The sequence below is a fragment of the Cupriavidus sp. FW305-F7 genome (genome assembly GCF_058782875.1).
Genome location: NZ_JBYSYC010000022.1, coordinates 74,044 through 100,284, shown reverse-complemented (window position 1 = coordinate 100,284; position 26,241 = coordinate 74,044). Strand labels below are relative to the sequence as shown.

At 62.1% G+C, this 26,241-nt stretch carries 17 protein-coding genes and 3 pseudogenes; 10 read left to right on the top strand and 10 right to left on the bottom strand.

Annotated elements, in window-relative coordinates:
• Positions 1–192: pseudogene (locus AC3WL8_RS21040) on the top strand (hypothetical protein); the annotation flags it as partial.
• 62 nt (positions 193–254) lie between these two features.
• Here the strand turns inward: AC3WL8_RS21040 and AC3WL8_RS21035 are convergent.
• The 9 genes and pseudogenes from AC3WL8_RS21035 to AC3WL8_RS20995 all read right to left on the bottom strand — a co-directional run bounded on the left by AC3WL8_RS21035 (position 255) and on the right by AC3WL8_RS20995 (position 11,974).
• Positions 255–446: a hypothetical protein gene (locus AC3WL8_RS21035; protein WP_249221413.1), complete on the bottom strand. Its 192-nt coding sequence runs from the start codon at positions 444–446 to the stop codon at positions 255–257.
• Between the two features lie 399 nt (positions 447–845).
• The gene (locus AC3WL8_RS21030) at positions 846–2,276 is read right to left on the bottom strand and encodes an alpha-amylase family glycosyl hydrolase (RefSeq protein WP_492378721.1); all 1,431 of its coding nucleotides are present in this window, start codon (positions 2,274–2,276) and stop codon (positions 846–848) included.
• Positions 2,277–2,332: 56 nt separating this feature from the next.
• Positions 2,333–3,189, bottom strand: a pseudogene (locus AC3WL8_RS21025) (SDR family oxidoreductase).
• Positions 3,190–3,279: 90 nt separating this feature from the next.
• The gene (locus AC3WL8_RS21020) at positions 3,280–6,081 is read right to left on the bottom strand and encodes an MGH1-like glycoside hydrolase domain-containing protein (RefSeq protein ID WP_492378737.1); all 2,802 of its coding nucleotides are present in this window, start codon (positions 6,079–6,081) and stop codon (positions 3,280–3,282) included.
• A 653-nt stretch (positions 6,082–6,734) separates the two neighbouring features.
• Positions 6,735–7,157, bottom strand: a complete 423-nt coding sequence (locus tag AC3WL8_RS21015) for a DoxX family protein (protein WP_492378720.1) — start codon at positions 7,155–7,157, stop codon at positions 6,735–6,737.
• Between the two features lie 232 nt (positions 7,158–7,389).
• Positions 7,390–7,785 (bottom strand): hypothetical protein, encoded by a 396-nt coding sequence (locus tag AC3WL8_RS21010; RefSeq protein ID WP_492378719.1) that lies wholly within the window; start codon positions 7,783–7,785, stop codon positions 7,390–7,392.
• A gap of 232 nt (positions 7,786–8,017) precedes the next feature.
• The gene (locus AC3WL8_RS21005; RefSeq protein ID WP_492378718.1) at positions 8,018–8,566 is read right to left on the bottom strand and encodes a hypothetical protein; all 549 of its coding nucleotides are present in this window, start codon (positions 8,564–8,566) and stop codon (positions 8,018–8,020) included.
• A 162-nt stretch (positions 8,567–8,728) separates the two neighbouring features.
• Positions 8,729–10,153 (bottom strand): DUF2252 domain-containing protein, encoded by a 1,425-nt coding sequence (locus AC3WL8_RS21000; protein WP_153954459.1) that lies wholly within the window; start codon positions 10,151–10,153, stop codon positions 8,729–8,731.
• Positions 10,154–10,207: 54 nt separating this feature from the next.
• Positions 10,208–11,974 carry a SulP family inorganic anion transporter gene (locus tag AC3WL8_RS20995; RefSeq protein ID WP_492378717.1) on the bottom strand — a complete coding sequence of 589 codons (1,767 nt, stop codon included), beginning with the start codon at positions 11,972–11,974 and terminating at the stop codon, positions 10,208–10,210.
• Between the two features lie 780 nt (positions 11,975–12,754).
• Between AC3WL8_RS20995 and glgA the strand changes: the two genes are divergently transcribed.
• The 4 genes from glgA (at position 12,755) to AC3WL8_RS20975 (ending at position 17,662) form a co-directional block, all read left to right on the top strand.
• Positions 12,755–14,320 carry a glycogen synthase GlgA gene (gene glgA, locus AC3WL8_RS20990; protein WP_249221416.1) on the top strand — a complete coding sequence of 522 codons (1,566 nt, stop codon included), beginning with the start codon at positions 12,755–12,757 and terminating at the stop codon, positions 14,318–14,320.
• Between the two features lie 358 nt (positions 14,321–14,678).
• Entirely contained in the window at positions 14,679–15,746 is a 1,068-nt protein-coding gene (gene glgP / locus AC3WL8_RS20985; protein ID WP_492378716.1) for an alpha-glucan family phosphorylase, read from the top strand.
• A gap of 336 nt (positions 15,747–16,082) precedes the next feature.
• Positions 16,083–16,916 carry a universal stress protein gene (locus AC3WL8_RS20980; protein WP_492378715.1) on the top strand — a complete coding sequence of 278 codons (834 nt, stop codon included), beginning with the start codon at positions 16,083–16,085 and terminating at the stop codon, positions 16,914–16,916.
• Between the two features lie 272 nt (positions 16,917–17,188).
• Positions 17,189–17,662, top strand: coding sequence for an NUDIX domain-containing protein (locus AC3WL8_RS20975; RefSeq protein ID WP_228772451.1), 474 nt, complete (start codon positions 17,189–17,191; stop codon positions 17,660–17,662).
• Between the two features lie 181 nt (positions 17,663–17,843).
• On the opposite strand, the gene AC3WL8_RS20970 is transcribed toward AC3WL8_RS20975, so the two are convergent.
• Entirely contained in the window at positions 17,844–20,558 is a 2,715-nt protein-coding gene (locus AC3WL8_RS20970) for a cation-translocating P-type ATPase (protein ID WP_153954462.1), read from the bottom strand.
• A gap of 224 nt (positions 20,559–20,782) precedes the next feature.
• On the opposite strand from AC3WL8_RS20970, the gene AC3WL8_RS20965 reads away from it, so the two are divergent.
• The 5 genes and pseudogenes from AC3WL8_RS20965 to AC3WL8_RS20945 all read left to right on the top strand — a co-directional run bounded on the left by AC3WL8_RS20965 (position 20,783) and on the right by AC3WL8_RS20945 (position 26,238).
• Positions 20,783–22,141: an MBL fold metallo-hydrolase RNA specificity domain-containing protein gene (locus AC3WL8_RS20965; RefSeq protein ID WP_492378714.1), complete on the top strand. Its 1,359-nt coding sequence runs from the start codon at positions 20,783–20,785 to the stop codon at positions 22,139–22,141.
• Positions 22,142–22,200: 59 nt separating this feature from the next.
• Positions 22,201–23,043, top strand: coding sequence for a universal stress protein (locus AC3WL8_RS20960; RefSeq protein ID WP_153954464.1), 843 nt, complete (start codon positions 22,201–22,203; stop codon positions 23,041–23,043).
• Positions 23,044–23,439: 396 nt separating this feature from the next.
• Positions 23,440–24,009 (top strand): annotated as a pseudogene (locus AC3WL8_RS20955) (PAS domain S-box protein); the annotation flags it as partial.
• A gap of 12 nt (positions 24,010–24,021) precedes the next feature.
• A complete protein-coding gene (locus AC3WL8_RS20950; RefSeq protein ID WP_228772461.1) occupies positions 24,022–25,131 on the top strand; it encodes a PAS domain-containing sensor histidine kinase in 1,110 nt (369 codons plus the stop codon).
• Positions 25,132–25,590: 459 nt separating this feature from the next.
• Positions 25,591–26,238 carry a response regulator gene (locus AC3WL8_RS20945; protein ID WP_492378713.1) on the top strand — a complete coding sequence of 216 codons (648 nt, stop codon included), beginning with the start codon at positions 25,591–25,593 and terminating at the stop codon, positions 26,236–26,238.
• The last annotated feature ends 3 nt before the right edge of the window (positions 26,239–26,241 follow it).

Genomic DNA, 26,241 nt, shown 5'->3' with positions numbered 1-26,241 from the left:
GTCAAACGTCAAACGTCAAACGTCAAACGTCAAACGTCAAACGTCAAACGTCAAACGTCAAACGTCAAACGTCAAACGTCAAACGGCTCGGAGCCGGTACAGACCAGTAGCGAAGTGAGCGGCCGGCCGGGACAGCTGTCCGAGGCCCATTCGGCGGGCGATCAGTGCCTTGGCAAGGCCGTGCGGCAATGACAAAAGGGCGCGGCTTGATACGGCGGTTTTCGGGCGGTAGGAGGTCATTGTGAGAACAATTCTCAACTGGTGGTGCATACTCTGCCTGCTCCCGATCCTGCGGCCTGCACTTCGCGCATCAACGCGAGCACGCGACGAAACTCAGGGTCCGCCTCCCGCAGCGCGCCGCCAGCCATCGAGCGATTGCGCACGCCATTGAGCGACTCGACAGTCAGACCCAGGATAAAGTCCGCCGCATAACCTCCCTGGAGCATGAAGAAAGTGTTCTTTGGCTCAATTGGCGTGATGAGTCCTCGCGGTCAGCACAGCCGGTTGAACTGATCCAGATTCTCATACAAGCAAGGTTAGTCCCACATTGTCAGAGCATCTTGCCTCCAAGCGAGTTTTCTCCTGTCTGCGCGCTGCCGGACATGAAGGATCCGGCCACGAACTTGGAGAACCCGCTAACGGTGTAGATGCCGTGTATCCCCAACCAAATGAAGTTGCACTGCACTGCCAACATCAAGAGAAGCAAGTAGCGATAAGGCGCGTCCGACACTCGCAGCCATGCGGTGGCGACCGCGCCAGAGACAGCGATCGTGCGCCGCCGGCTGGTTTGACGGGGCGCCCTCCGAAACCAGCTGATGCCGTCCCAGCGCGGCCAACTTTCCCTGTCAATCAACCCATTGCAAGTCGAAGACGTGGTAGCCCCAGGGCGGCATGTCCAGGAAAAGACCACGGGCGCGCAGGTCTTCGCCCGGTCGATCATAGACAGCCGGGCTGAGGCGGTCCTGGAGTCGTACGGTCCGCCCCCTCAGTTCGGCAAAGGGCGTACGCATGAAGCATTGGCTTTGCTGCGGCGAGTAGTTTACGGCCACGAACATCCACTCGTGAGGCGCCCGTACCCAGCGGAACGCGATGAAATTGTCCGACGTAGTGTTGTCGGCCCAGACCGGAACACATTCCAGTAAGGACCAGTTTCCATCGCGAACCAGCGGTTGGCGCAACACGGCAAGCAGCCGGTCATAGAACTGCGCGAGCACTCCGTCCACCGCTTCTTCCGGGGCGCGGACCAGATGCGGCGAGATACGCGTGCGCCGGCCCGCGAGCTGTCCCTGGTGGAAGAAGCGCAAGCCCGGCGAGAGGAAAGTCAGCACCGCGGCAGCCGCATGGACTTTGGGTGCAAAGGTCGAAGCCGCGCGCGGCTCGTCGTGATTCTCCAGAAAGCGCGCCAGCTTGTCCTGATAGGCCATGTCCGCGCCCAGATGCTCGCGCACGGGGCGGGCGCGCTGTTCGCGCAAGCGGTCGTACAAGCGCTTGTCATAGGCGTAGTCGAAGCCCTGCTGCTGCAGCGTCCATTCCATATCCCAGTAGACCTCAGCCATGAACAGGAAGCCGGGATGCTGGCGCCGCACTGACCCCGTCGCCTTCGGCCAGAACAGGTCGGGCCGGATGCCCCAAGTACGCTCGAACACCTCGGGCAATACCAGCATGGCCATGTCGCAGCGCACGCCGTCGCACTGGTCGGCGATGCGCTCCAGTTCGCCAATCATCGCTTGTTGCAAGTGCGGATTGCCGTAGTTGAGCTGCAGAGTGTCGGGCCAGCCGTCGAAATATGGGTCCCTGCCGTAGGCAAGCAGCAGCGGTCCGTTCTTCGTTGCCACGCGGCAATAGTTGCGGGGCGAACGCTCCAGATCCTCCTCGCTGCCATGGACGAAATAGTCCGGGTGCTCGTCGGTCCACGCGTGATCCGGGGCCATGTGGTTCGGCACGAAATCGAGCATCAGGCGCAGCCCGCGCTGTCGCGCGCGCGTGCGCAGGCGCGCCAGCGCTTCGTCGCCGCCGAGGTCGCGGTGCACGGAGTAACGCGTGATCGCAAAGCCGGAGCCGGCGATATCCGACTCGCACAGGTCGGGCAGCGTTTGCTCGAACTCATGCCGCCACGCCGCGCTGCTGCGCGAGATGCGCTGCGCGGCAGGCCCGGTCTGCCAAACGCTCAGCAACCAGAGCCAGTCGAAACCTATCTCCACCAGACGGTCCAGTTCGGCGTCGGTAATGTCATCCAGCGTGACTGCATGGCCGAGCGACAGCGACAACTCGGTCATCCTGACCCGGGTGTTGAGCTGGTAAAGTGCCGGATAGCGAGGTGTCAGCACAGTCGTCAATCCCCTCTTTGGAACCAAGGATACAGCGTCATCCCGCCCTCGATGAGAAGCGTCGTGCCGACAATGTAGTCGGTGAAATCCGACACTAGCCAGACCGCGGCACGGCCGATCTCCCCGCTCTCCCTGATGCGCTTGTACGGCACGAGATTCATCAGTCCGGCATAGGCCTCTGGCGTAGACCATGCCGGAGCGTTCATCGCCGTTCGGATCGCGCCCCGCGCTATGGAAATGACACGGATGCGCTTCTTGGCGAGTTCCCGCGCCAGGCTCTTCATCAGCGGCATCAGCCCGTCCTGGGAGGCTGCGTAATTGAGGTGGCGAGTCCACGGAATCAGCTCGTGCACCGAACTTGGGAAGATGGTGTTGCCGGTCGCTACGGAAACGCCCGGGCGCACGCCGCGCCGGAGGAACTCACGAACGGCCTCGCGCGCGCGCAGAAGGGTGCCAGGAAGGTTGACGCTGATCACCGCGTCCATTGGGCCACGCTCATCTCGTGGAACGGCGCGTTGCGCCCCATGCCGTCAGTGCTGACGAGGATGTCGACGGTGCTAAACTCTTGCTCCGCCGCAGCGAACATGGCTTGCACTTGCGCCTCATCGGCTATTCGGCGGGTGCGGTGATCGCGCTCTGCCCGCCTCCGCGAATTCCTTCGTCCACCAGCTCGGTGTCCGCAGGGTTGGCCACGTCGGACTATCACGTTGGCGCCTGCCCGGCCGAGCGCGACAACGATGGCGGGGCCGATCCCGGAATTGGCGCCCGTCAACCGCGCTGTCTGGTCTTTTGGCAAGTCCAGAGATTTCAGCGTTGGGATCGCCGGCTGGGGCAGGTTTCTGTTGGCGTAGTAGCTCTCCATGGCGTACTTCTTCGTTCGGTTGCTGGGTAAGCGCGGCATCGTTGGCTCCGCAGGTTTCTTCGCCCTTCGCGGCTGATTGGCCTGGGTCGCCTAGGTGGCCTTCTCGGGATTGACAGGAATGCCTTGGGTTGTAGACTCCGGGCCCCTGTGCGCGGCTCTCAGCGCACGCAAGGTCGCCACCTGCGCGCCCGGCGTTAGCAGCAAGTCCTTCGATAGCATGGCATTCCCCTGAATGATGCGCGCGACGCAGCCGGTCCAGCCGGTCTGGTGGCTGGCGCCGATCCCGGCGCCGGTGTCGCCGTGGAAATACTCGTAGAACAGCACGAGGTCGCGCCAGTGCGGGTCGTCGCGGTACTTGTTCGCCGCGCCATACACTGGTCGGCGGCCATCGCTGTCGCGCAGGAAGATCCGGCTCAGGCGCTCGCCCAATTCCTGCGCCACTTCGAGCAGCGTCATCATCTGGCCAGACCCAGTCGGGCACTCGACCTTGAAGTCCTCGCCAAAATAGGCATACAGGCGTATCAGCGAGGTGTAGAGCAGGTAGTTGATCGGCATCCACACCGGCCCGCGCCAGTTGGAATTGCCGCCGAACATGCCAGTGTCGGAATCGCCCGGCACGTAGGCCACGCGATACTCCTGGCCCGCGTGGTGAAAGACGTAAGGGTGCTCGAGGTGGAAGCGCGACAGCGCGCGGATGCCATGTGGGCTAAAGAATTCCTCTTCATCCAGCATGCGCGCCAGAATGCGGCGCAGCTTCTGCTCGCCAACGATTGCCAGCATGCGCCGGTTGGCTACGCCGGGCTGCTGGGGCAGATGCATGTTGGCGGCGAGCTCGGGGTGGCGCCCCAGGAAAAGCCTGGCACGCTCGCGGAACTTCGGCAGCCTGGTGAGGAGGTCTTCTTCGAACACCGCCACCGCGGCCAGTGGCAGCAGCCCGACGATGGAGCGCACCTTGAGGCGCGTGGCGCTACCGTCCGGGAAACGCAGCACATCGTAGAAGAAGCCATCCTCTTCATCCCACATTTCATCGTTCCGCTCGCCAACGCTGTCCAACGCGCCGGCAATGAACACCGTGTGCTGGAAGAATTTCTCGACGAACTCCTCGTAGAGCGGCTCCTGCAACGCAAGCTCGACCGCGATGCGCAGCATCTGCTGGCTGAAGAACACCATCCACGCGGTACCGTCGGCCTGGTCCAGGTAACCGCCCGTGGGCAGTGGCGACGAGCGGTCGAACACCCCGATATTGTCGAGCCCGAGAAAGCCGCCCTCGAAGACATTGGCCCCCGTGCGGTCCTTGCGGTTGACCCACCAGGTGAAGTTGACCAGCAATTTGGAGAAGGCGTACTTGAGGAATTCGATGTCGCCCCTGCCACCGTGACGCTCCTTGTCGAGGACGTAAAGCTGCATCGTCGCCCAGGCATGCACGGGCGGATTGACATCGCCGAAATTCCACTCGTAAGCGGGGAGTTGGCCGTTCGGATGCAGATAGTCGTTGCGCAGCATCAGGTCAAGCTGTTGCTTGGCGAAGTCGGGGTCGACCATGCTCAGCGGAATCATGTGAAAGGCCAAGTCCCACGCGGCGTACCAGGGATACTCCCATTTGTCCGGCATCGAGATGATGTCGTCGTTGAACATGTGCGCCCATTCGCTGTTGCGTACCCGCCTGCGCTCCGGTTTCGGCAACCGGCCACCTGCGCCGTGCTCGTCGAGCCAGACGCCGAGGTCATAATAGAAGTACTGCTTGGTCCAGAGCATGCCGGCCAGCGCCTGGCGCATGACGCTCACCCGGTCTGGGTTGTCGCGAATTGCGAGCGGTGTCATCGACGCGTAGAAGGCATCGGCGTCCTCCAGCCTGGCGGCGAACACGGCGTCGAAATCATGGAAGGGCGCGGACGCCGCACCCGGCGCCTGGGTCGTCAACCGTAAACGCACGACTTGCGACTCACCACCGCCGATGTTGAGCTGATAGTGGGGCGCTGCCTTGGTTCCCTGCTGCGCGGGGTTTACTGCCGCGGCATCGCCATGCACGATGAAGTCGTGGATGCCGTCCTTCGCGTAAGGCGACGCATTGCCCGTGCCGAACAGCCGGGTGTTGTTGGTCTCATTCTCGGTGAAGAGCAGCGGCACGTCGGGGTCGCAGTAAAGGTAATACTCGTCCAGCGATTCCAGAAACAACGGGTCGCTGTGACGGGCGCGGACCGCCGCTTGCCCGGAGAAATCGACGCGCTCGAGGATCGGTTTCGAACCGCCCCCCGGCTGCGACCACGTGTTGCGGAACCACAGGGTCGGCAACAGGTGCAGCGGCGCCGCGTCCGGACTGCGGTTGAAGACGCTGATTCGCACCAGCACGTCTTCAGGCGCCGCCTTGGCGTATTCGACAAAGACGTCAAAATACCGGTTGTCGTCAAACACGCCGGTGTCCAGCAACTCGTACTCGGCCTCATGCTTGCCGCGGCTGCGGTTGGTCTCGACGAGGTCGGTGTATGGATAGGCGGCCTGAGGATACTTGTACAGATACTTCATGTACGAGTGCGTCGGCGTGGAGTCGAGATAGAAGTAGTACTCCTTCACGTCCTCGCCATGATTGCCTTCGCCGTTGGCCAGGCCGAAGGCGCGCTCCTTCAGGATCGGATCGCGCCCATTCCACAGGGCAAGCGCGAAGCACAATACCTGGTGGTCGTCGCTGATACCGCCGAGGCCGTCCTCGCCCCAGCGGTAGGCGCGCGAGCGGGCCTGGTCATGGGAGAAGTAGTTCCAGGCGTCGCCGTTGTCACTGTAGTCCTCGCGCACCGTGCCCCATTGCCGCTCGCTAAGGTAGGGCCCCCATTTCTTCCAGGCCGCCCGGCCCGCCTGCGCTTCATCGAGCCGGTTCTTCTCTGCTTCATTGCTCATGGCGTGCTCTCCTTCTGGCCGGCGAAGCCGGGCAGCTGGATCGGAAGGGGGGCGGGCGTGAGCACGATACACGTGCAATCCAGTCAGGCATTAAGCCGGCTTCTGCGAAAGCTGCGTAGATACCTGCCTGATCTGCGCCCAGTGGGCCGCCACCTTGCAAGACGAGAATCGCCTGTTCGAACTTTCCGCCATTCGCGATTGGCGTTCGACATCTTCGCGTGGCTTGGAGTGGGCATGATCGTGGTTGGGGAATCGGTGCGTGCACACGTAAAAAAGCTTAGGCGCCGGGATCATCTTTGTAAAAGGTTGACCGCCTGCTGAAAACTCAATGGAGCCACCACGACTCTCTGGCACCACAAAGCGCTCGTAATCGCGGCTTCTGCCTTCCTGACCTACGACCGTTCGCCCTGCTGTAGCCGCGCCATGTCGTGCTTGATCACGGCCATCCCCCAGCCGTCATCACCGGGTCAAGGCGCCGAATATCAGGATCCCATTGTTCGCGTCGACCGGCCCCAGCAGACGCCCTGGACATGACGATATCGTCATAGCCCAGGGTCACCAAGTCAGGTAGCTTGCTTCATGCGCCAATTGTTTGGGTAAGGCCTCGTCTGAGCGCATCGGACTTCGCAACTTCAGAACACCATCCCTAGCGGCTATGCGGCTCGTGCTTGCATACGTGACGATTCAATGGCGAATACAACGAGCATGCCGCCCAGGATTGAGACATTCTTCAGAATGTGATTAAGTTGATTCAGGATATCTGCGGGATCGGCGCGCCAGAAGCCGTGGAAAATGATGGTCGTCGGCACCAGGAACAGTGCAAGAAGCAGCGCGCCCAACCGCGCGTTCCAGCCCGAGATCACGGTCAGTCCGCCACCAATTTCAATCACGATGGTTAGCACCAGCAGCAGATCCGGGCTCGGCAGTTCAGCGCTGGCAATCCACGCAGAGTAGGCCGCGAAGTTGCCAATCTTCAGGAGACCGGAAAATAAGAAAAGAGAGCCGAGAAGGGCGCGACCGACAGCGTACGTTCGTGAAATGAGGGTGGGCGCGAGCGACATAGTGGACGTGACCATGATAATTCTCCAGAATCAAACAACGCCGGCAGGCGTTTCTTATCAGCCAAATGGTTGAACGGATCGGCGTCCCACAATGCTGGCTGCTGCCAGGAGCCAGTTGACGGGCGCAGGGACCTCACCTTCGTGTTTCATATCAAACAATATTCCGAACCGTTCCCTGACGAATCGCAAAAGCCTCTTTCCGCCCTGCAGTGATTACGTCGCCCGGGGAGGGCTGATCCATGCGTTATCACAAGGGGGAATCACCTTGATCGAGAGTGGCGAGCGGCTCGAGATAATCCGTGCAGCGGCCCGTGACGGGCGAAGGATTGGGCGGCCGGTTGGTCGGGATTGGTGGGCCACCTTCATGGTGGCCGGCACCTCGATCCGCTTCAGGATGCGGACGTTCAGTGCTCCCTAAACGCCGGATCGACGCGAGCAGCATGTGGCTTCGCGCCGCCAGCAAAGTATCCTCGAACCTGAACATTGCCTCGGACAGCAGTTTCAACTCGACCTGGCTCTTGGCTTCGTCTGTCCTGCATGCATCAATCTCGATGTAGATGCGTTTTCCAAGATCACGCACGAGAGCGGGATCGAGCTGCCCCTGAGAGGCTGCGTGACTCAGGTGAAACAGCAGGGTGATCAATCCGTTCGGAGTGGAACGGGCCGGCGACGCGATGCTTATTCTTGAACCCACCATTGCAGTCTCCACTTTCGGCAAGGCACCGACTATAGGATGCGAAAGATCCCGGAATTTTGGTTACATCATCAAAATGGCAGGCCATTGGCCCGCAATAAGGGGGTGTCGGCTTTGCATGCGTTATGCTGTCACCGCACGCGCCGGCCTGGCAGCCGGTGTTCTTCGCCTTGAGGCCTGTTTATGTCGGAGTCGGATACTGGGGCGAGTGTGTCCCTGCTTGTAGCCAGTATTGTTCCAGATCGATCAGGTTAAAGAGAAATGTGAGATCCATCGGTTCGTCTTCGGCCGTGATCCACTGCTCATGATCGGCCCCTTGATAGATCACCGTCAGGTAATAGCTGCCATGAGGGAGTTTGAGATAGGCCAGGGGACCGTCCGTGACCAGTCGTAGCAGTCGTTTGCCCTTCTCGTTGGCCAGGATCAGCATGACGCCAGAGACGGGCCTGCCTTCCGAAGGATCTTGGAAGCTGAGCCGCACATTGAATTGGCCGGAGATAGCCTGCATTTGCCGCACGGCTTCGCTCCCGATCCCGCCCGAGACATACCGGACGCCAGAGGATTGGTGGATTTCCGGCGGCTTTGGATGCGCCGCGAGGGTCTGTGCGTGGAGAAGCGGCGCGGTAGCAAGAAGCAACGCAGCGGCAGCCGTACGCATAACCTTGCTAGCGTGCATGGCAAGTGATCGATGATGGCTTTCCTCGTTTCCAGACTGCAGCATCGCGGTCATGGCAATCCTCCTGCCTTGGCGGACAAGGCGCGCAATATAGCTCCGCCTGTTCTGAAGCGTAGGTCGTATGCGCATTGGCCCATTGATGCATCGCAAGCTTGATGCCGTATACATCCCTGCCGGCTCCTCATGGGTGCTGTTGCGCAGCAGGGGGGTACGGTCTTACTCTTGCTCCATTCGCGCCTCGATGCGTCCTTTGCGAATGGCGGCCAGGAACGCTCGATAGTCGTTCCGATTCTGAGAGCAGTACTCGGTCGCGAACTCGCAGATCGCGTCGTCGAAGGTTTGTCCTGAACCCATGTAACCAGCGATCATAGCGGCATCGCCGGAACGGGCATGCGCTCGGGCGAGGGCGTGTGCGCACATCCGGCCGTATTGCCTGAGCATGCCGGTATCCCAATCTTCGATGACCGCCGACAGTTTCATGTCACGCAACTGGCGTATAAAGAAGTCGCGTCCGTTTTTTCCCCGGGTCCACCCCAGGAAGACGTCGCTAGCAGTCTGCATGAGACGCTGGCCAATGATGACGCGTTGGCCGTGATTGGAATGCAAGCTCTTTCCAGCGTAAGGTTCCAGGACAGAAGCACGGGCTTCCTTTACCTGCAGAAACAGCGGATCGTTATCCGCGGCAAGAAACAGGCCTACGCCGCACATCGTGCCAACGCTCCCGACACCGACCACCTTGATGGCCATGTCGAAGAAGTGGAATCGGTCAAAGAGCACTCGGGTATGCTCGGCAAGACTTTCCCGATATGAGGCAATGGCTTTCGCGTAGCCCGACGCAAGGCCGGGCGCCATTTCCTCGGTCGGGTGGAAGATCAGGGGTGGCTCATCCTTGATTCTGGGCTTTTCTCCTTCCGCAGACACCAGCTTTGGATACAGATGGTCAGGGACCGTCTTGCGCCTTTCGGCCTCGATTCGCTGTGCAAGCCGCTTGCGGGCCGCGGCGACGATGTCGGGATCACCGCTGCGGTCTTCATACTTCTGCAGGTCGATCCGGTCATACCAGACGTCCAGCGCGCGCATCCAACCGTAGTTGAACATCCGTTCGCGATACTCGCGTACAAGGTCAGTGACGACACGCGCGGCATCGCTCTTCGGCAGCGCGAGATGCTCGGCAGCGATCGCCACGCTGGCGGCAAGACGCTTGAGGTCCCATTCAAAAGGGGCCGGAAGCGTCTCGTCGAGATCGTTGATATCGAAGATCACGTTGCGTTCTGGTGTAGCGAATCCGCCGAAGTTCATCAGATGCGCATCTCCGCATGCCTGTACGCGGATCCCGCTGGCGGGCGTGGTGGCAAGGTCGGCTGCCATCAAGGCAGCCCCACCGCGATAGAAGGCGAAGGCAGAAGCCGCCATACGTCCAAAGCGGATCGGTATCAGTTCGAGAATCCGTCCCGCATTGGATTCGTCCAGAAGTTTGACCGGATCCTGGCGATTTGCCACCGGCGTCCAGCCGGACTGCGACACGCGGGGTACGGTGTCGCGCAATGCCCGACCTTTGGCTGCGCGCTCGTCGGCGCTGAGGTAGGACGAGTGGGCTTCGGATATAGCGGCCAGGTTTTTGATATTTTCGGGCTTGTTCATGACATTCTCCTTCTGTCAGGCTGTCTCGGCCTGTACCGGACTCAGCGGGCTATGCTAGGCCGCTGTTGGCGCCGCCGTGCCTCCTGGTGCGATAACCGATGCTTCGGGCGCCCGGAATCCGTCGATTACGTCCGCCACCGAGATGCGGCGCCCGAAGTAGCCAAGACGCTCTTCGAGCCCTTCAGCACGAAGGATGTCCCTCACTTCGGCGTGTGCTGCAACCAGGCGCAGCGGGATGCCGGCACCTTGCAGTTCTTCATGCAGCGCAGCCAACATGCGGGCCCCTGCCAGGTCAACGACGGGGGAAATCGAAAGATCACACACCACCAAACGGAGCGGCTCGGCGGTGCTGTGAATCTTCTGCCAAACTACCGTACGCACATGCTCGACGTTGAAGTAAAGCAGCGATGACTCAACACGGAAAATCAGGACATGCGGGACAAGTTCGTTGTCCGGATTCCTCTCGATATCGGAATACATTCGCGTCCCGGGAATGCGTCCCAGAAATGCTACATGCGGGTGGGCGGCGCGATGGATGATTAGTAGCATGGATACAAGCACCGCCACGACCACGCCTTTCAGGATGCCCAGCAGCAGGACTGCGGCAAACGCCACCATGGACACCACGAATTCGAATCGGCTCACGCGCCATACGTGGCGTAGTTCGCGGATGTTGATTAGACCCTTGACCGCGACTAGTACGATAGCTGCCAGGACGACACTAGGTAGGTTGGCCAGCAGGCCGGTCAGGAACAGCAGGCACAGTCCGATCGTTCCCGAAGCAAATACCAGGGCAAGCGGCGTCTTAGCGCCAGCCTTGTCGTTGACCGACGATTGGGACAGGCCGCCGGCGACCGGATAGCCCTGAAAAAATCCCACAGCCAGATTTGCCGCGCCAAGGCCAAGCAGTTCCTGGCGTGGATCAATGTCGTAGCCGTGCAATTGAGCAAGAGCGCGTGCCGCCGACACACTTTCCACATAGGACAACAACAGGCAGGCGAACGCCAGAGGAATCACTCCGTCCACATCGCGTGGCCGCAAGTCTGGCAGACGGAATTCCGGCAAGCCTTGCGGCAGGGCGCCGACGACCTTGAAGCCGAGCCCGCCGAGTGATGTCAGTGAAAGCAGCGCGATCGAAACTACCACGACGAACAGTGCTACCGGCCGGCCCGGAAGGAATTTTTCCCCGAGAAGCAGTACAGCGATCGCGCCCAGGCCGAATCCGAATACCGCGAGGTTGGTCTCCGGCACCTGCTGTGCAAGTACTGCAATCCGTTCGAAGAAAAATTCGCCGCCTCCCTTGACCCCGAATAGTTTTGGCAGCTGGGTAAGCGCGATGGTCAGGGCCGCACCGGCTTTGAAGCCGAGCAGTATCGTTTCGCTGATGAAATTGACCAGCGAACTCAGCCGTAGAAGCCACGCCAGGACGCACATGGCAGAGATCAGGAGAGCAGTCAGCGCCGCAATCGACGCCAACCTGCTGGGATCGCCATTGGCCATGCCCGCTACGGTGACGCCGACGAGCATCGAAATCGCAGAGGTTGGCCCGACTGCAAGTTGACGCGACGAGCCGAACAATGCATAGAACAACCCACCGGCCAAGTAGCAGTAAATTCCGTACTGCGGCGGCAATCCCGCAAGGGATGCATACGCCAGCGACACCGGGATACCATATGCGGCCAGCGTCACACCCGCGATGGCGTCATGCGCCAGCCATTGCGGTTGGTAACTCGGCAGCCATTGTGCGGGCGGGAACATGGTGCGCCAGACGCTGGAGACCGTGGTGGTGCTTCGTTTGTCCAGCGCTGAAGAGTCTTTCATCACGGCACCCCCAAGCCTATGGGTCAGAAAATGGCACGAGCATATCGTCACATCCGTTTGTGCCGCCTGCCTCCAACGCCACTCTCACCTGATATCCATACGGACGGGAACGGGACTGCGTTCGCCCGCGAAGGGCGAAACCCACTGAGCGGCAAGTTAAGGCTAGGAGCGCTGCAAGAATCGAAGTTGATCCACATCAGTCATCCGTACTCTCGGGGCTTTGCGGGCAGTTCATCTGATTTCTGGCCGTGGGCAAACGCAGCCTATTCCGCGACCTATGCTGAATGTGCAGCCAAGGGGTCGTCGCATCGAGCCAATTCGCCCAGTCTTCACTCCTGCCGTCAAGTCTGGTTCCCATGGTTGAAGGACGGCCGCGCCCGGCGATGGCTCGGCCAGACGCGCAAGAATTTGGTGCCTGCCATGCACTCTGCGCCACCATTCTCCGAACGAGAATGTCATGAATGCCTTTAGGCTGACCATTGCCTTTGACGACAATCTGTTCTGTGCGATGCCTGGAGAAAGCCTCAAATAGCCATTCGTCCAGAGGAGACATTTGTCTTGGCCTTCGCCAACATCATGGTTCACATGGACAAGCTGGTCTCAAGCAGGGGGGCGTCATGCCCAGGATTAGGGACGAACTCCGGGGCGCGGAGTTCCGGTAGCCTGGACCTTCAACGCGCCGCGTCCCCCGGGATGCGGGCTATGCCATCGCGTCCTTGATGTCGCCGGTCACAGCGCCAAAAATTAGACACGTACCCAAACGACCTGAGGAGCGCGATCATGGCGGATTTGGCTGATGCTGCGACCCGGCAGGCGCGATGCGGCGATGATCCCTTGCGTCAGTTGTTGGTGGCATCGGAAATCTTCCCTCTGGCCAAGACGGGCGGCCTGGCGGACGTCTGCGGGGCGCTCCCCAAAGCGATTGCCCGACTCGGCATCGACGTCCGCTTGATGATGCCGGCATATCCGGAAGCCTTGGAGCGCCTTGTTGCGCCGCGGCAGGTAGCCGAGCTTGCGGAACTGCTGCCGGGAGTCTCTGCGCACCTGATTGCGGGTTCGATGCCGGGTACCGGCTTGCCGGTCTGGCTGGTCGACTGTCCGGAACTGTTTGACCGACCCGGTACACCTTATCAGGATCCGAGCGGCTGCGATTGGGAGGACAACGCGCAGCGCTTTGGCGTGCTCTGTCACGCGGCCGCACGGGTGGCCCTGGGGCAGGCCATCCCCGACTGGCGTGCGGACGTCGTCCATGCGCACGACTGGCATGCCGGACTAGTGCCTCTGCTGCTATTACTGAACGGCCAGCACCGGCCACGCACCGTATTCACCGTCCACAACGCGGCTTTCCAGGGCAACTTTCCACTCGACCGTGCAGAGCTGCTTGGTCTGCCTCAAGAGACAGTGACACCCGACGGCATCGAATTTTACGGCCAGCTCTCGTTCTTAAAGGCCGGAGTGCGCTACGCCGACAAGGTGACGACCGTCAGCCCGACGTACGCGAACGAAATCTGCACGTCCGAGTTCGGCTTCGGCATGGAGGGGCTGTTCCGGGCCAGACGTGCCGATCTGGTCGGCATCCTCAACGGCATCGATGCGGAGCAATGGGATCCACGTACCGATCCGTATCTGTCGCACCACTACTCGCGCGACGATTTGAGAGGAAAGCAATCATGCAAAGCCGACGCGCAGCGGGACCTATATCTGAATGTCGATGCGTCGGCACCGCTGACGGTATTCATCAGCCGTTTGACCTCGCAGAAGATGGCCGATGTGGTGCTCGAGCGGTTGCCCTACATGATGGCGCGCCACCCGCGGCTGCAATTTGCACTGCACGGGTGCGGCGAGCGTAAGCTGGAATCCGGCTTTACGTCCATGGCCACCCGCTTTCCCGGGCGCGCGTCAGTGCAGATCGGCTATGATGAGGCGCACGCGCACAGCCTGCATGCAGCCGGTGACATTCTCCTGCACGGGTCCCGTTTCGAGCCATGTGGCCTGGCCCAGATGTATGCCATGCGTTATGGCACGGTTCCAATCGTGCGGCGGGTTGGCGGACTTGCCGACAGCGTGCGCGATGCGGGCACGCATGACCGGCCCGCTCCCGGCGCGACCGGCTTCTTGTTTGACGACGCGACGGGGGAAGCCTTGGAATTCGCGCTGTCGCGCTGTCTGGCCCTGTATGAAACGCGGCCTAAGCGCTGGTCAGAGCTCCGGCAGCTGGCCATGTCGAGCGACTTTGCTTGGGCGCGCTCGGCAGCGAGCTACGCGTGTATTTATCGTGAACTGGCGGGCATGCGTCTGCCTGCGCTTGGCCCTGGTTCGCGAGGACCGAATGCTGCCCCTGATTAAGCCGGGACGTGTGGTCGGCGTGTAGTGCAACCGACGTTGCAATCCCGAGGGGCTCCTGCACACGCTCTGTCTTGTGGCTGCTTACGCTGTCGCGGATAAGGCGAATTCCTTGCTCCGGGCGCTGACGACAATGTCGAGGGAGAACTGGTTCGCGCCCATTCAGCGCGAGGTGATCGCGAAAAGTCAAGCCGATCAAGTGGAGGTACGACGGTCCATCACGGCGATTCTGTCCGGTGCCTTTTCACTGATGCAGTGGTGTTGTCTGTCGGCATATGCGGGGCGGCCCGACATGCGCAGCCAACCAAAGCAGCGTGGCGCCGGGCAGCTGCAAACCAACCTATTGTGCTGATGATCCCACGTGTATGCGTTGCCGCGAACCCTGCCGGAGAAGTTGTCTGCGTTGACGGAACTGGCACTCGATTTGCGCTGGACTTGGAGTCACGCGCTGGACGTCTTGTGGCAAACCATCGATCCGGAGCTCTGGGCGCGCAGCCCCAATCCATGGGTGATCCTGCAAAACATTCCGCCAAATCGTCTGGATGAACTCGGGAGCGACAGCACCGTCTTGCAGGACCTCAATCGGGCGATTGAGAATCGCCGGTGCTACCTCGCGGGCGGGCTCGGAGTGCTGGCGGGCGACTACCTCAAGACGGCTAGCGATCTGGATGCGCCAGTGATTGGCATAGGACTGCTCTACCAGGAAGGCTATTTCTGCCAGATCATCGATGCGAATGGGGACCAGCGGGAAGCCTATCCCCACAACGCTCCGACGAGCCTGCCTATCCAGCCGATGATCGGCGCGGATGGCGCGTGGCTGAAAGTTGAACTGAGGCTGCCTGGCCGTATGCTGTTTGTCCGTGTATGGCAGGCGATTGTCGGACGCACCCGCTTATACCTGCTCGATAGCAACGATGTGCGCAACGGTGCCGCGGAACGCGGCATCACGGCTAAGCTGTACGGCGGGGGGGCGGAAATGCGACTGCTACAGGAGGTGGTGCTTGGCATTGGCGGCTGGGCCATGCTCGAAGCGCTCGGCATCGAGGTGGAGGTGTGTCACCTCAACGAAGGTCACGCAGCGCTGGTGGTCTTGGAGCGAGCCCGTCGCTTCATGCAGCGCACGAATGTCTCGTTCCGGGAGGCCATGTGGGCCACCGGAGCCGGGAACGTGTTCACGACGCACACGCCAGTGCCGGCAGGATTCGATGCATTTCCGCCATCATTGGTCTATGCGTACGCGCGCGAATATCTTCGTGAATTCAACCTCTCGGTAGATGATTTTCTTGCGCTGGGTCGGCTTGACCCGACCGACAAAGACGAACCGTTCAATACTGCCTATCTGGCACGGAATGGGTGCACGTATGTCAATAGCGTGAGCCGGGTGCATGCCGAGGTCAGTCGCAGGCTTAGCGCGCGAGCCAAGCGATGACAGCGGCCCCGTCGTCGGTGGGGGCCATCCGGGCGGCCGGGGCGGGTGCGCGGTTGCTCCCGCCACCGGACAGCGCCCGAGGCAGCCGCTCCAGCGGCATGGGTGGCGTGGCGACGGGTCATCGGTCTATGTAAAATCGTGTCAGGCGTGGGTGCGTGGGTGCGTGGGCGCCCAGGCGATGCCCTTGCTGGCTGCAACTCCCCCGTTCCGGTTATCGCATTCTCGAGCAATCTGGACGTCCCGGACAATCGAAGGCGCCACTGATTTCCATCAACCGTCCTTGGGCATCACAACCTAGAGTGAATCCAGGACCATCCAGGCCGACGGAGTACAGCCATGCGCTATGAAAGCATTTTGGTGCACCTCGATGCCAGCCAGAGCGCAGCGCGCCGCCTGGAGCTCGCCGCCCGTCTGGCCGTGGCCAACGAATGCCGGCTGATTGGGTTGTTTGCAGGGTTCATGGCTCCCGCGTGGGTCTATGCTATGCAAGGTACTGAGCAGTTCATGGCCGAGGATCTCGAGCGGCGCCACCAGGTACGCGACGAGGTGCGACGCCGGTTCGAGGCCGCAGTGAGCGAGCTGTCAGTGGAAACGGAGTGGCGTGCGGTGGAGGGCGAGCCTGTGGCGATGGCGCTGCGCGAAGCCCGCGAAGCCGGCCTTATCGTTGCCGGACAGTACGATCCGAGCGATCCCGGCAGCTTCGTCGCGCATCAGTTTTTGGAATCCTTGATACTTGAAGCCGGCAGGCCGGTGCTCGTGATTCCGTTGGCGGGGGTATTCCCAACGGTGGGGACGCGGGTCATGCTGGCATGGAATGGCAGCCGGGAAGCGACAAGGGCCCTGCACGACTCCATTCCGCTCATCGCCGGCGCACAGGTCAGGATCCTGAACGTGCAAACCACGTCCAAGGAGATGCGCGCGGACGCAACGCCTTGCAGCCACGCGGCCCGGACGCTGATGCGCTACGGCGTTGCCGTAGAGGTCGAGCACGGTACCGGGGGCTCCGATCTGACCATCGGCGAGTTGCTGCTTTCTCGCACGGCAGATTTCAATGCTGACCTGATCGTCATGGGGGCCTACAGCCATGGCCACGTGCGCGAGCTGGTGCTCGGCGGTGTGACGCGCACGTTGCTGGCGTCCTTGACCGTTCCCGTATTGATGTCGCACTGACTTCCGCCTGGACCGCCGGCGTGTAGAGGGTCGCTTCGAGCAGGCCGCAATGGCGATGGCGTGGATACCTTCCGAGCTTCGGCAAATCGAGCTGTGGACCGGCGTGACGGTCGCGTGCATGTTCAAGCAAATAGGCAATGGTATGGGGTCGCAGCGAGTGCGGTCCGCGATCTCCAGCAGCGCGCCGGCGTCGGTGGGCGCGTTCCAGGTCGGCCACAGCACGCAAGCGCGGTTCTTCCCCTAGCGGGGAATAGGAATAGGGCGAGGCCGGGATGTCGCATCAAATGAAGCGATCGGCGGGCGTGGTTGTGCTGCGGCCGGAGGCGGGCGAATGGCGTTGTCTCATTCTACGTGCCTACCGAAATTGGGATTTCCCCAAGGGGTTGCCTGAACCAGAGGAGACCGAACTGGGGGCGGCATTGCGCGAGACCGAAGAGGAAACCGGCCTGACAAGGCTGCAGTTTCGGTGGGGCGAGCAGTACTGCGAAACCGAGCCCTACAACCGCGGCAGCAAGGTGGCTCGCTATTATCTGGCGGTTTCGGCCCGGGGCGACGTTGTCTTGCCGATTAGCCCGGAACTGGGCCGGCCGGAACACCATGAATTCCGCTGGGTATCTTTTGCTGAAGCTGAGCAGCACTTGCCGCCCCGGCTGTTGCCTGTACTTGAGTGGGCGCGGAGGATGGTCGTAATGAAAGTCGCGAGAGACCCTCCTGAAGGGGCGTCGGGTCCGGCGCCAATGGAGTAGCGCCTCCGCCTTCTCTTTCAAGTGACGCATGCGGACGATTCCAGAGATCTGAGGGTTAGCAGCCCTTGCAGGGATTCGTCGACTTCAGGGACGGATCGTCAGAACGGCGGCGCCGGCCAGTCTGCCCGCACCCATGGGGGCAAAGGTCAGCGCCGCGAGTGGGCGAGCACCGGTCTCTGCGCTACAGCTTGCACCGCCGGCTGCACCACTTGTCCAGTTCCACCGCAATCGTCAATGTCAGCGCGAGCGACAACAGCCCGGCCCACGTCGTAGCCGACACAGGTGTGAGACTGAGCGTGTCGCTTAACCCAGGTATGTACATGGCAGCAATATGGAATGACTGGGCGGCCAGTACGCTGGCCACCAGCATCGGATTGGCGAAGACCCCCTGTCGGAATACGGAGTGGCGCTCCGAACGGCTATTAAACGTCTGCAAGTTCTCAAACAGCACAAACAGCAGCAGCAATTGGTTGCGTGCCTCGTCGATGGGATAGCCGCGGTCGAGCAACCAGTAGAAAGTTGCGAATCCCCCTACGCCCATGACTAGAGTCGAATAGCAGATGCGGCGGATCATTACGCGGTCAAAGATCGGTTCCCGGGGCTTGCGCGCCGGATACGACAGTTCATCGCCCTCCGCGTGCTCGGTAGCAAGAGCCACGTCCTGGATGCCATTGGTCACGAGGTTGAGCCACAGCAGCTGCACCGGCAGCAATGGCATTGGCAGACCCAGGGGAATCGCAAGCAGAAACAGAACCATTTCGGCCGCGCCCGTGGAAACCACCATAAAGATGACTTTTCGAATGTTCGCGTACGCCACCCTGCCTTCATGGATGCCGTTGACGATGGACGCAAAGTTGTCATCGGTGAGGACAATGTCTGCGCTTTGCTTCGCCACTTCAGTTCCCTTTCGGCCCATGGCCACACCGACGTGTGCGTGCTTGAGCGCAGGAGCGTCGTTGACGCCGTCGCCAGTGACTGCCACGAAATGGCCGGTTCTTGCCAGCGACAGGACAATGGACAGCTTCTGGTCCGGACTGACGCGGGCGTAGATGCGCGCACGGCGGGTCAGTTGGTCGAGTCCGTGCGGCCCCTCGCTCTCGGCCTGGCGCACCTGCTCGCCCGTCACGACCTGGTCCGCGTTAAAGCGCAGCCCCGCCTGTGAGCCAATTGCGCTGGCCGTCAACGGATCGTCGCCAGTCACCATCGCCACGTCGATGCCGGCGCTGTAGCAGCGTCGGATAGCCTCGGGGACCTCTGGACGAACCGGATCCTTCATGCCTGCCATTCCCAGAAAGGTCAGATTGACCAGGTGCCCGTGTCCATAGGACCCGTCCGGCTCCGCATCAATCGTGCCTTCAGCGAACGCCAGCACGCGTAGTCCTTGCGCGGCCAGCGCTGTCTTTTCCCGAAGCAGTGCCTCGCGCCGGATCGGCACGGCATGGCCGCGAACATCCGCCTGGTCGCACATGGCGATCAGCGTCTCGGGCGCTCCCTTGACGAACACGCGGATCGTCTCTTCGTGCCGGTGGAACGAGGCCGCGTACCGCAGGTCTGGCTCATAGGGGATACGGGCCACCAAGGGGTACCGCTGTCGGACCTCATTGGCTACGGTGCCTCCCTTGTGCGCCGCGGCCAGCAGCGCCACGTCCACGCTGTCCCCGGTGCCAGTCCAGCCGTCGCGCTCCCTGGATAGTTGCGCCTCATTTGGCAGCGCCGCGGCCCTCAGCAGGGCCGCTACCTGCGTTCTGGCGTCCTGCTCGGTGGCGCCGGCGGCGCGGATCTTGCATTCGTCCAGGTCGTGCCCGACGTCGAAGGACAGCGCCGTGCCGCCGGGAAGCCGGACATCCGTGACGACGAGCTCGTTCATGGTCAGGGTGCCGGTTTTGTCGGTGGCGATCATGGTGCAGGAGCCAAGCGACTCCACGGCGGGCATTTTGCGCACAATCACGTGGGCCTTTGCCATCCGCCGGATGCTGATCGCCAGCGCCACCGAAATGGCGACGGGCAGTCCTTCGGGGATCGCGCTCACCGCCAGTCCGACCGACATCATGAACAGTTCGCGCAATGCCATGCCGCGCAGCATACCCACCAACACCAGCAACGCCACAGCGACGCCTACCGCCACCGCGATCAGTCGAGAAAAACGCTGGAGCCTGAGAATCAAAGGTGGCTGCGAGATGGATTCGCGGCCCAGTTCCCGCGCAATCCGGCCAATTTGCGTGGCAGGGCCAGTTGCCACCACGATGCCGTGGCCCCTGCCGCGGAGCACCACAGTGCCGGCGAAGGTCAGGCACTGGCGGGCGCTCGCTGGGGCGTTGCTGGGATCACATGCGGAGAGCTTGCGCACCGGTAACGATTCGCCAGTAAGCAGGGATTCATCGCACTGCAAGTCAATGGCGTAGGTCAGTTCCAGGTCGGCCGGCACTCGGCTGCCGGCTTCCAGCACCACCAGGTCACCCGGTACCAGGGTACTTGCGTCGATCTCCTGCTGCACGCCGTCCCGGATCACCGTGGCACGGGGCTGCTCCATCTTGCGCAGCGCCACGGTCGCCTTGTCGGCCGTATGCTCCTGTGCGGTGCCGATGACGCCGTTAATCAGCAGTACTGCCCCAATGAACAGTGCATCCTTCAGGTCACCCAATGCAAGCGACACCGCCGCCGCGGCCAGGAGGATGTAAATAAGCGGACTGAGGAACTGGCGCAGAAACACGGCGACTACCGACCTCGGGGCCGCCTGAGGCAGCACATTGCGACCCACCTCCGCCAGCCGCGCACGAGCCTGCGCGGTGGTCAGGCCGGGTGGGACGTGCGCCGGATCGATGCCATCCCGGGTACCGTAAGGTTCTTCGTGAGATCGGGGGCGATCCGTTTGCAACGCGCTGGAGCGATTTTGCATGAGGTTTCCCAAGGGATGCTCGGCGCGGAGCCAGGCGTGTGCACCCTGCGCGTACGCCATATGCGGCCGGCGGGGCCGGACACTGTTCAAGCGTAGGTACCCGTGTGTCCACATGATTGATCCGGATCAACCACTATTCGGTTCCCCCTCCTAGACTGCCTGTATCAGCCAGCGGCACCCGTGGTGGGGCCAGCGGCTTTGCGCAAGCGTCAAAGGACACCAGCATGCAACTGCAATTCCTCGGCGCGACCGATACGGTCACCGGCTCCAAGTACCTGCTCGATACCGGCCGTCACCAAGTCATGGTCGACTGCGGCTTGTTCCAGGGATACAAGACCCTGCGCCTGCGCAATTGGGACCCACTGCCGCTCGATCCGGCCAAGCTCGACGCCGTGGTGCTGACCCATGCCCACATCGACCACAGCGGGTATTTGCCCCTGCTGGTGCGCAACGGCTTCCGCGGCAGCGTGTATTGCACCATGGGCACCGCGCAGCTGTGCGGCATCCTGCTGCCAGACAGCGCCCACCTGGCGGAAGAAGACGCCGATTACGCGAACCGCAAGGGCTTTTCGCGTCACCGGCCCGCATTGCCTCTTTACACTGCCGCCGACGCTGCACGAGCAATGCGGCGGCTCCAGCCAATGGAGTTCGGCAAGCGCTTCCAGGTGGTGCCCGGCGTAGAGGCCGAGTTTGCCCGGGCCGGACATATCATCGGGGCAGCGATCGTCACGTTGTTCGTCGACGGCAAGCGCATCGTCTTCTCCGGCGACCTCGGGCGGCAGCAAGACATCGTCATGCGCGCGCCGGAGACGGTGCGTCAGGCGGATTACCTGCTGGTGGAGTCCACCTATGGCGACCGGCGGCATCCGGATGACGACCCGCTGGATGTGCTCGGCGAGATAGTCAGCCGGACAATTGGCCGCGGCGGCAGCTTGATCATCCCCGCTTTCGCGGTGGGGCGCACGCAGAGCTTGCTGTACTGCCTGCACCGCCTGCGCGAGCTCAAGCGAATCCCCGACGTGCCGGTGTACCTCAACAGCCCGATGGCCATCGACGCGACCATGATTTTCTCGCTGCATCCGGAAGAGCTGCGCATCAGCCGCGAAGAGTGCGCCGCAGCCTGCAATCTCGCCACCCCGGTGCAAAGCATGGAGCAGTCGATCTGGCTGAACCACGACCGAAGTCCCAAGATCATCCTGGCTGGCAGCGGCATGGCTACCGGTGGTCGTGTGGTCCACCATCTTGCCGCCTACGGCCCGGACCCTCGCAACACCATCCTGCTTTCCGGCTTCCAGGCGGCGGGTACGCGCGGCGCAGCGCTGGCCGCAGGCCGGCGCGACATCCGCGTCCATGGCAAGGACATCGCCGTGCATGCGTCGGTGGAGCAGGTGGAGAACCTGTCCGCACATGCCGATGCCGCGGAACTCATGACCTGGCTTGGCGGCTTTCACCAGGCGCCGCGGCGTACGTTTGTCGTGCACGGCGAGCCACAGGCAAGCGATGCGCTGCGCCAGCACATCGAGCGCGATCTGCGCTGGGCGGTCACCATGCCGGAATATCGGCGGTCCTACCCGCTCGATTGATCCAGCCCGGCGCCTGTCATGTGCTTCTTTAGGCACGTCTGACAAACCGGAATCACGTTATGGACTTTAGAACCATCCTCGTCGACCTCAGCGAAGATTCTGCCCGGTCGGCACGCATTGAAACGGCGGCACGGGTTGCCGCGAAATTCGGCGGCAGCGTGGTCGGACTGACTGCAACGGGAACAAACCTGGAGCCGTTTCGCGGGGCGGGCGAAGAAGCCGGGCAATACGCGGCGCTTGCCGCCAGCCAGCTGCACAAACTGGTTGCCGGTCACAAGGAAGCCCTCGACACGCTGACCAGGCAAGTGTCGCCGGACATTCCCACCCGGCACATCATTATCGACGCCGAATCCGGCTGGGCGCTTGCCGACGAGGGCCGTTTCGCCGATCTCATCCTGCCCGCGCCGCCGTCGGCGGATGCCGATGTGCCGGCGCTGCTGGCCGGGGTTGCGGAGTATGCGATGCTCAATGCCGGCCGGCCCATCTTGCTGGTGCCGGGCGCGGCCGGCCCGCGCTTTGCTCGCCATGTCGCCATCGCATGGAACGGCGGCAGAGAGGCCGCGCGGGCCGTAGCGGACGCATTGCCGTGGCTCGCGCATGCCAGTGCTGTTTCCGTCCTGGTGGTCAGCCCAGACAAGTATGGTGGTGCCATTGGGGAAGAGGCCTACCGTGACAGCGGGAACCGGCTGACAGCGTGGCTGGCCAGCCATGGCATCAATGCCGATCTGGTTTTCGGGGAGGGCGACCCCGACCACGTTCTGCCGCAACTTGCTTGCAAGGTACAGGCCGACCTGCTGGTCGCCGGCGGCTATGGCCGTTCCCGGCTTAAGGAGCTTGTGCTGGGCGGCACCACCCGCGCCCTACTGCGCCAGGCAGCGTTTCCGGTCTTTATGTCGCACTGAGGTGCGATCACTGCCAGTCGGACCTGGCAGTGCGTTAGCGGAGGCCGTGCCGGGGGCGCCGTTTGGCTAGCACTTTGCCGGGCAAGCCAAACGTCGGGTTGCCGACATCGCCGAGCTGATTCCTGAGCTAGTCTCTAAAACGGCTTCCCACAACAGCGGCTCGGCTGCCGAAGCGCCGAAGAAGCACGAGAATCGAGCCTTGGAACACGCCGGCTCAGGTGCTGAGCGGATTGAGCTTTGGCTTGCAGGACCGTGTCGTCGCTCTATATTCTATTCAGAAGTGATTAAGAAGCCCGGAATCGGCCAGACATTGCGCGTTGCGTGACTAACCCATTCGCCCCCAAAGACAAGGCTCAGCTGTTATCGTTCGAGAGCCCGCGCTCCTATGCTATCGATATGGCGATTGGCAGTGGCGCGGTCGTCCTCTTCGTAGTGCTTGCCTTCGTTTTGCAGGCTACCGTCGAACGGCACCGGGGGCTTTTGGCGCCGTTGGTGCCGCTATTGGGGGGGGGCATCGGGCTCGTTGTTGGTCTCTATTGGATCAGGCTGAGAAGGCTCAGGCGCGTCTCGGGGGGCAGCCGTCAACGACTGGAGGAAAGCGAAGCGCGGTTGGCGGAAATCATTCGCTCGTCCATGGAAGCGATCATCTCCGTGGACAGCGACCAGCGCGTCGTGCTGTTCAATCCGATGGCCGAAGCCTTGTTTGGCTGGCCAGCGGCGCAGGCGATTGGCCGCCCACTGGGCGATTTCATTCCTGAGCGCTTCCGCGCCGCGCACGCGGAGCATGTGCGCCGGTTTGGGATTACTGGCGTATCGGAGCGTCAGATGGGATCTCAACGCCTGGCGCTCTATGCTATGCGGCGGGATGGCAGCGAATTCCCGGTCGAAGCGTCCATCTCGCAAACTGTTCACGGCGGCACCAAGCTGTACACTGTGATGCTGCGCGACATTACCGAGCGCGTCCGTGCTGAGGAGGCCATGCAGCGCAGTCTTCAACGCGTGAGGGAAAGCGAGGCCCGCCTGGCTGGGATCATCCGTTCCTCCATGGAGGCGATCATCACTGTGGACAGCGACCAGCGCGTCGTGCTATTCAATCCGATGGCCGAAACCTTGTTTGGCTGGCCGGCGGAGCAGGCGATCGGGCGCCCACTGGGCGACTTCATTCCTGAGCGCTTCCGCGCCGCCCACGCGGAGCATGTGCGCCGGTTTGGGATTACCGGTGTATCGGAGCGCCAGATGGGGCGTCAACGCCTGGCGCTCTACGCCATGCGGCGGAACGGCAGCGAGTTTGCGATCGAGGCCTCCATTTCGCAAACGGTCGACGGTGGCGGCAAGCTGTATACAGTGATGTTGCGCGACATTACTGAACGCGTCAGTGCCGAAGAGGCCCTACGAAGCTCGCGCGAGGAATTGCAGCAGCTTTCCGACAGTATCCTCGCCACTCGCGAAGAGGAGAAGCGCCGCATCGCGCGCGAACTCCATGACGACCTGGGTCAGCGCCTGAGCGCGCTGAAGATGGACTTAGCCATGCTTGGCTCGGACGTGGAGGAGGGTAAGCCCACCGTTGGCCTGCTGGACGAGATCGCAGGCATGAACGCGGTCATTGACGACACGGTGGCCTCTGTCCGCCGTATCGCCAGCGCTCTGCGGCCCGCGCTGCTGGACGACCTGGGTATGCTGCCAGCCATTGAGTGGCTGGCGAACGATTTTGCCAACCGGTATGGTCTGGCGGTGACGGTGGACGGCGTCGACGTCGATGTCCCGGAGCAGACGGCGACCGCGCTGTTTCGCATCGTGCAGGAGGCACTGAGCAACGTCGTTCGCCACGCTAACGCGACCAGCGTGCAGATCCACCTGGTGTGTGATGACGACCGGGTTGGCCTGCGAGTACAGGACAATGGTGCAGGCTGGGACATGAAGCCACACGCCAACGAGCCGCGCAAGTCGCTGGGCCTGTTGGGCATCCGGGAGCGGTCTCGTCTGCTCGGGGGCGCCGTATCGATCGAAAGTGCTCCCGGGAAGGGCTTTTGCTTGAGGGTAGATATCCCCCCGCAACGGAACGCCGGCTTGGCAGGGCGCGCGCCGTGATTGGCCTCCAAGGAAACACGATTCTACGGGAGATCCCCCCACGCTGGAAAAACTGCCGCCCGGATGAACGCCATGAAGCGCCCGGAAAATCACTCGCGTGGCCGGGCGTTGGCACCACTGCGAAAGGTAGGGCCGCGGCGTCATATCGACAGCACTTTAGGTGACTCATGGATTAGCATCCAATTGCGATCGAGCTTGCGTCGTGCCAACAGTGCCCGGCGCCGGCGGCTTGCCGGCCATCGTGGGGCATCGGGCACATGGCGGGATTGCCTTCTCCGGCACAGACTCTATAGTCCATTGGCATGTTAACGGAAATGAGAGCCTGCTGCCGGCCAACCGGTTCGATGGGAAAGGGAAAATCGCTGAAGGTTCCGTCGCGGCAATGCGCTCTGCGGAACTCGTGGGAAGAGGGGCCTTCCGCGTGAGTGTTTTCTTCTCACATGAACAGGGAGACCATGCATGACACGCGTGATGATTGCGGACGACCACGCCGTCGTGCGAGACGGCTTAAGGCACATCCTGGAACGGGCGGGGTCGTTTCAGGTGGTTGCCGAAGCGGCTGACGGCGCGCAAGTACCAAGAATGGTGAGGGAATGCAGTCCGCAGGTCTTGCTCCTTGATCTGTCCATGCCCGGCAGGAGCGGTCTGGAGTTGATCCGCCTACTACGCACCGAAGCCCCGGCCTTGCGCATCCTCGTGTTGACGATGCATGCGGAAGAGCAATATATCGTCCGTGCGTTCCAGGCCGGAGCGGCAGGCTACCTGACCAAGGAAAGCGCGGCCACGGAGCTGGTGTCCGCCATCGGACAGGTAGCGCGGGGTGGTACCTATGTGAGTCAGGGAATTGCAGCAAAACTGGCAAGCGGCCTGAAGGATCAGAGCGATGACTTGCCCCACCTGCGGCTGTCGGACCGCGAGCTGGAAGTGTACCGGCGGCTGGTGCTGGGCGAGCCCATCACGGCGATCGCCACGGCACTGTGTGTCAGCGCCAAGACCGTTAGCACTTACAAGATGCGCCTCATGGAAAAGATGCAAATGCCCAATGAAGCCATGCTGCTGCGGTATGCTATGCGGAACCATCTGTTCGACGACGACGCCGACCTGTAGCAG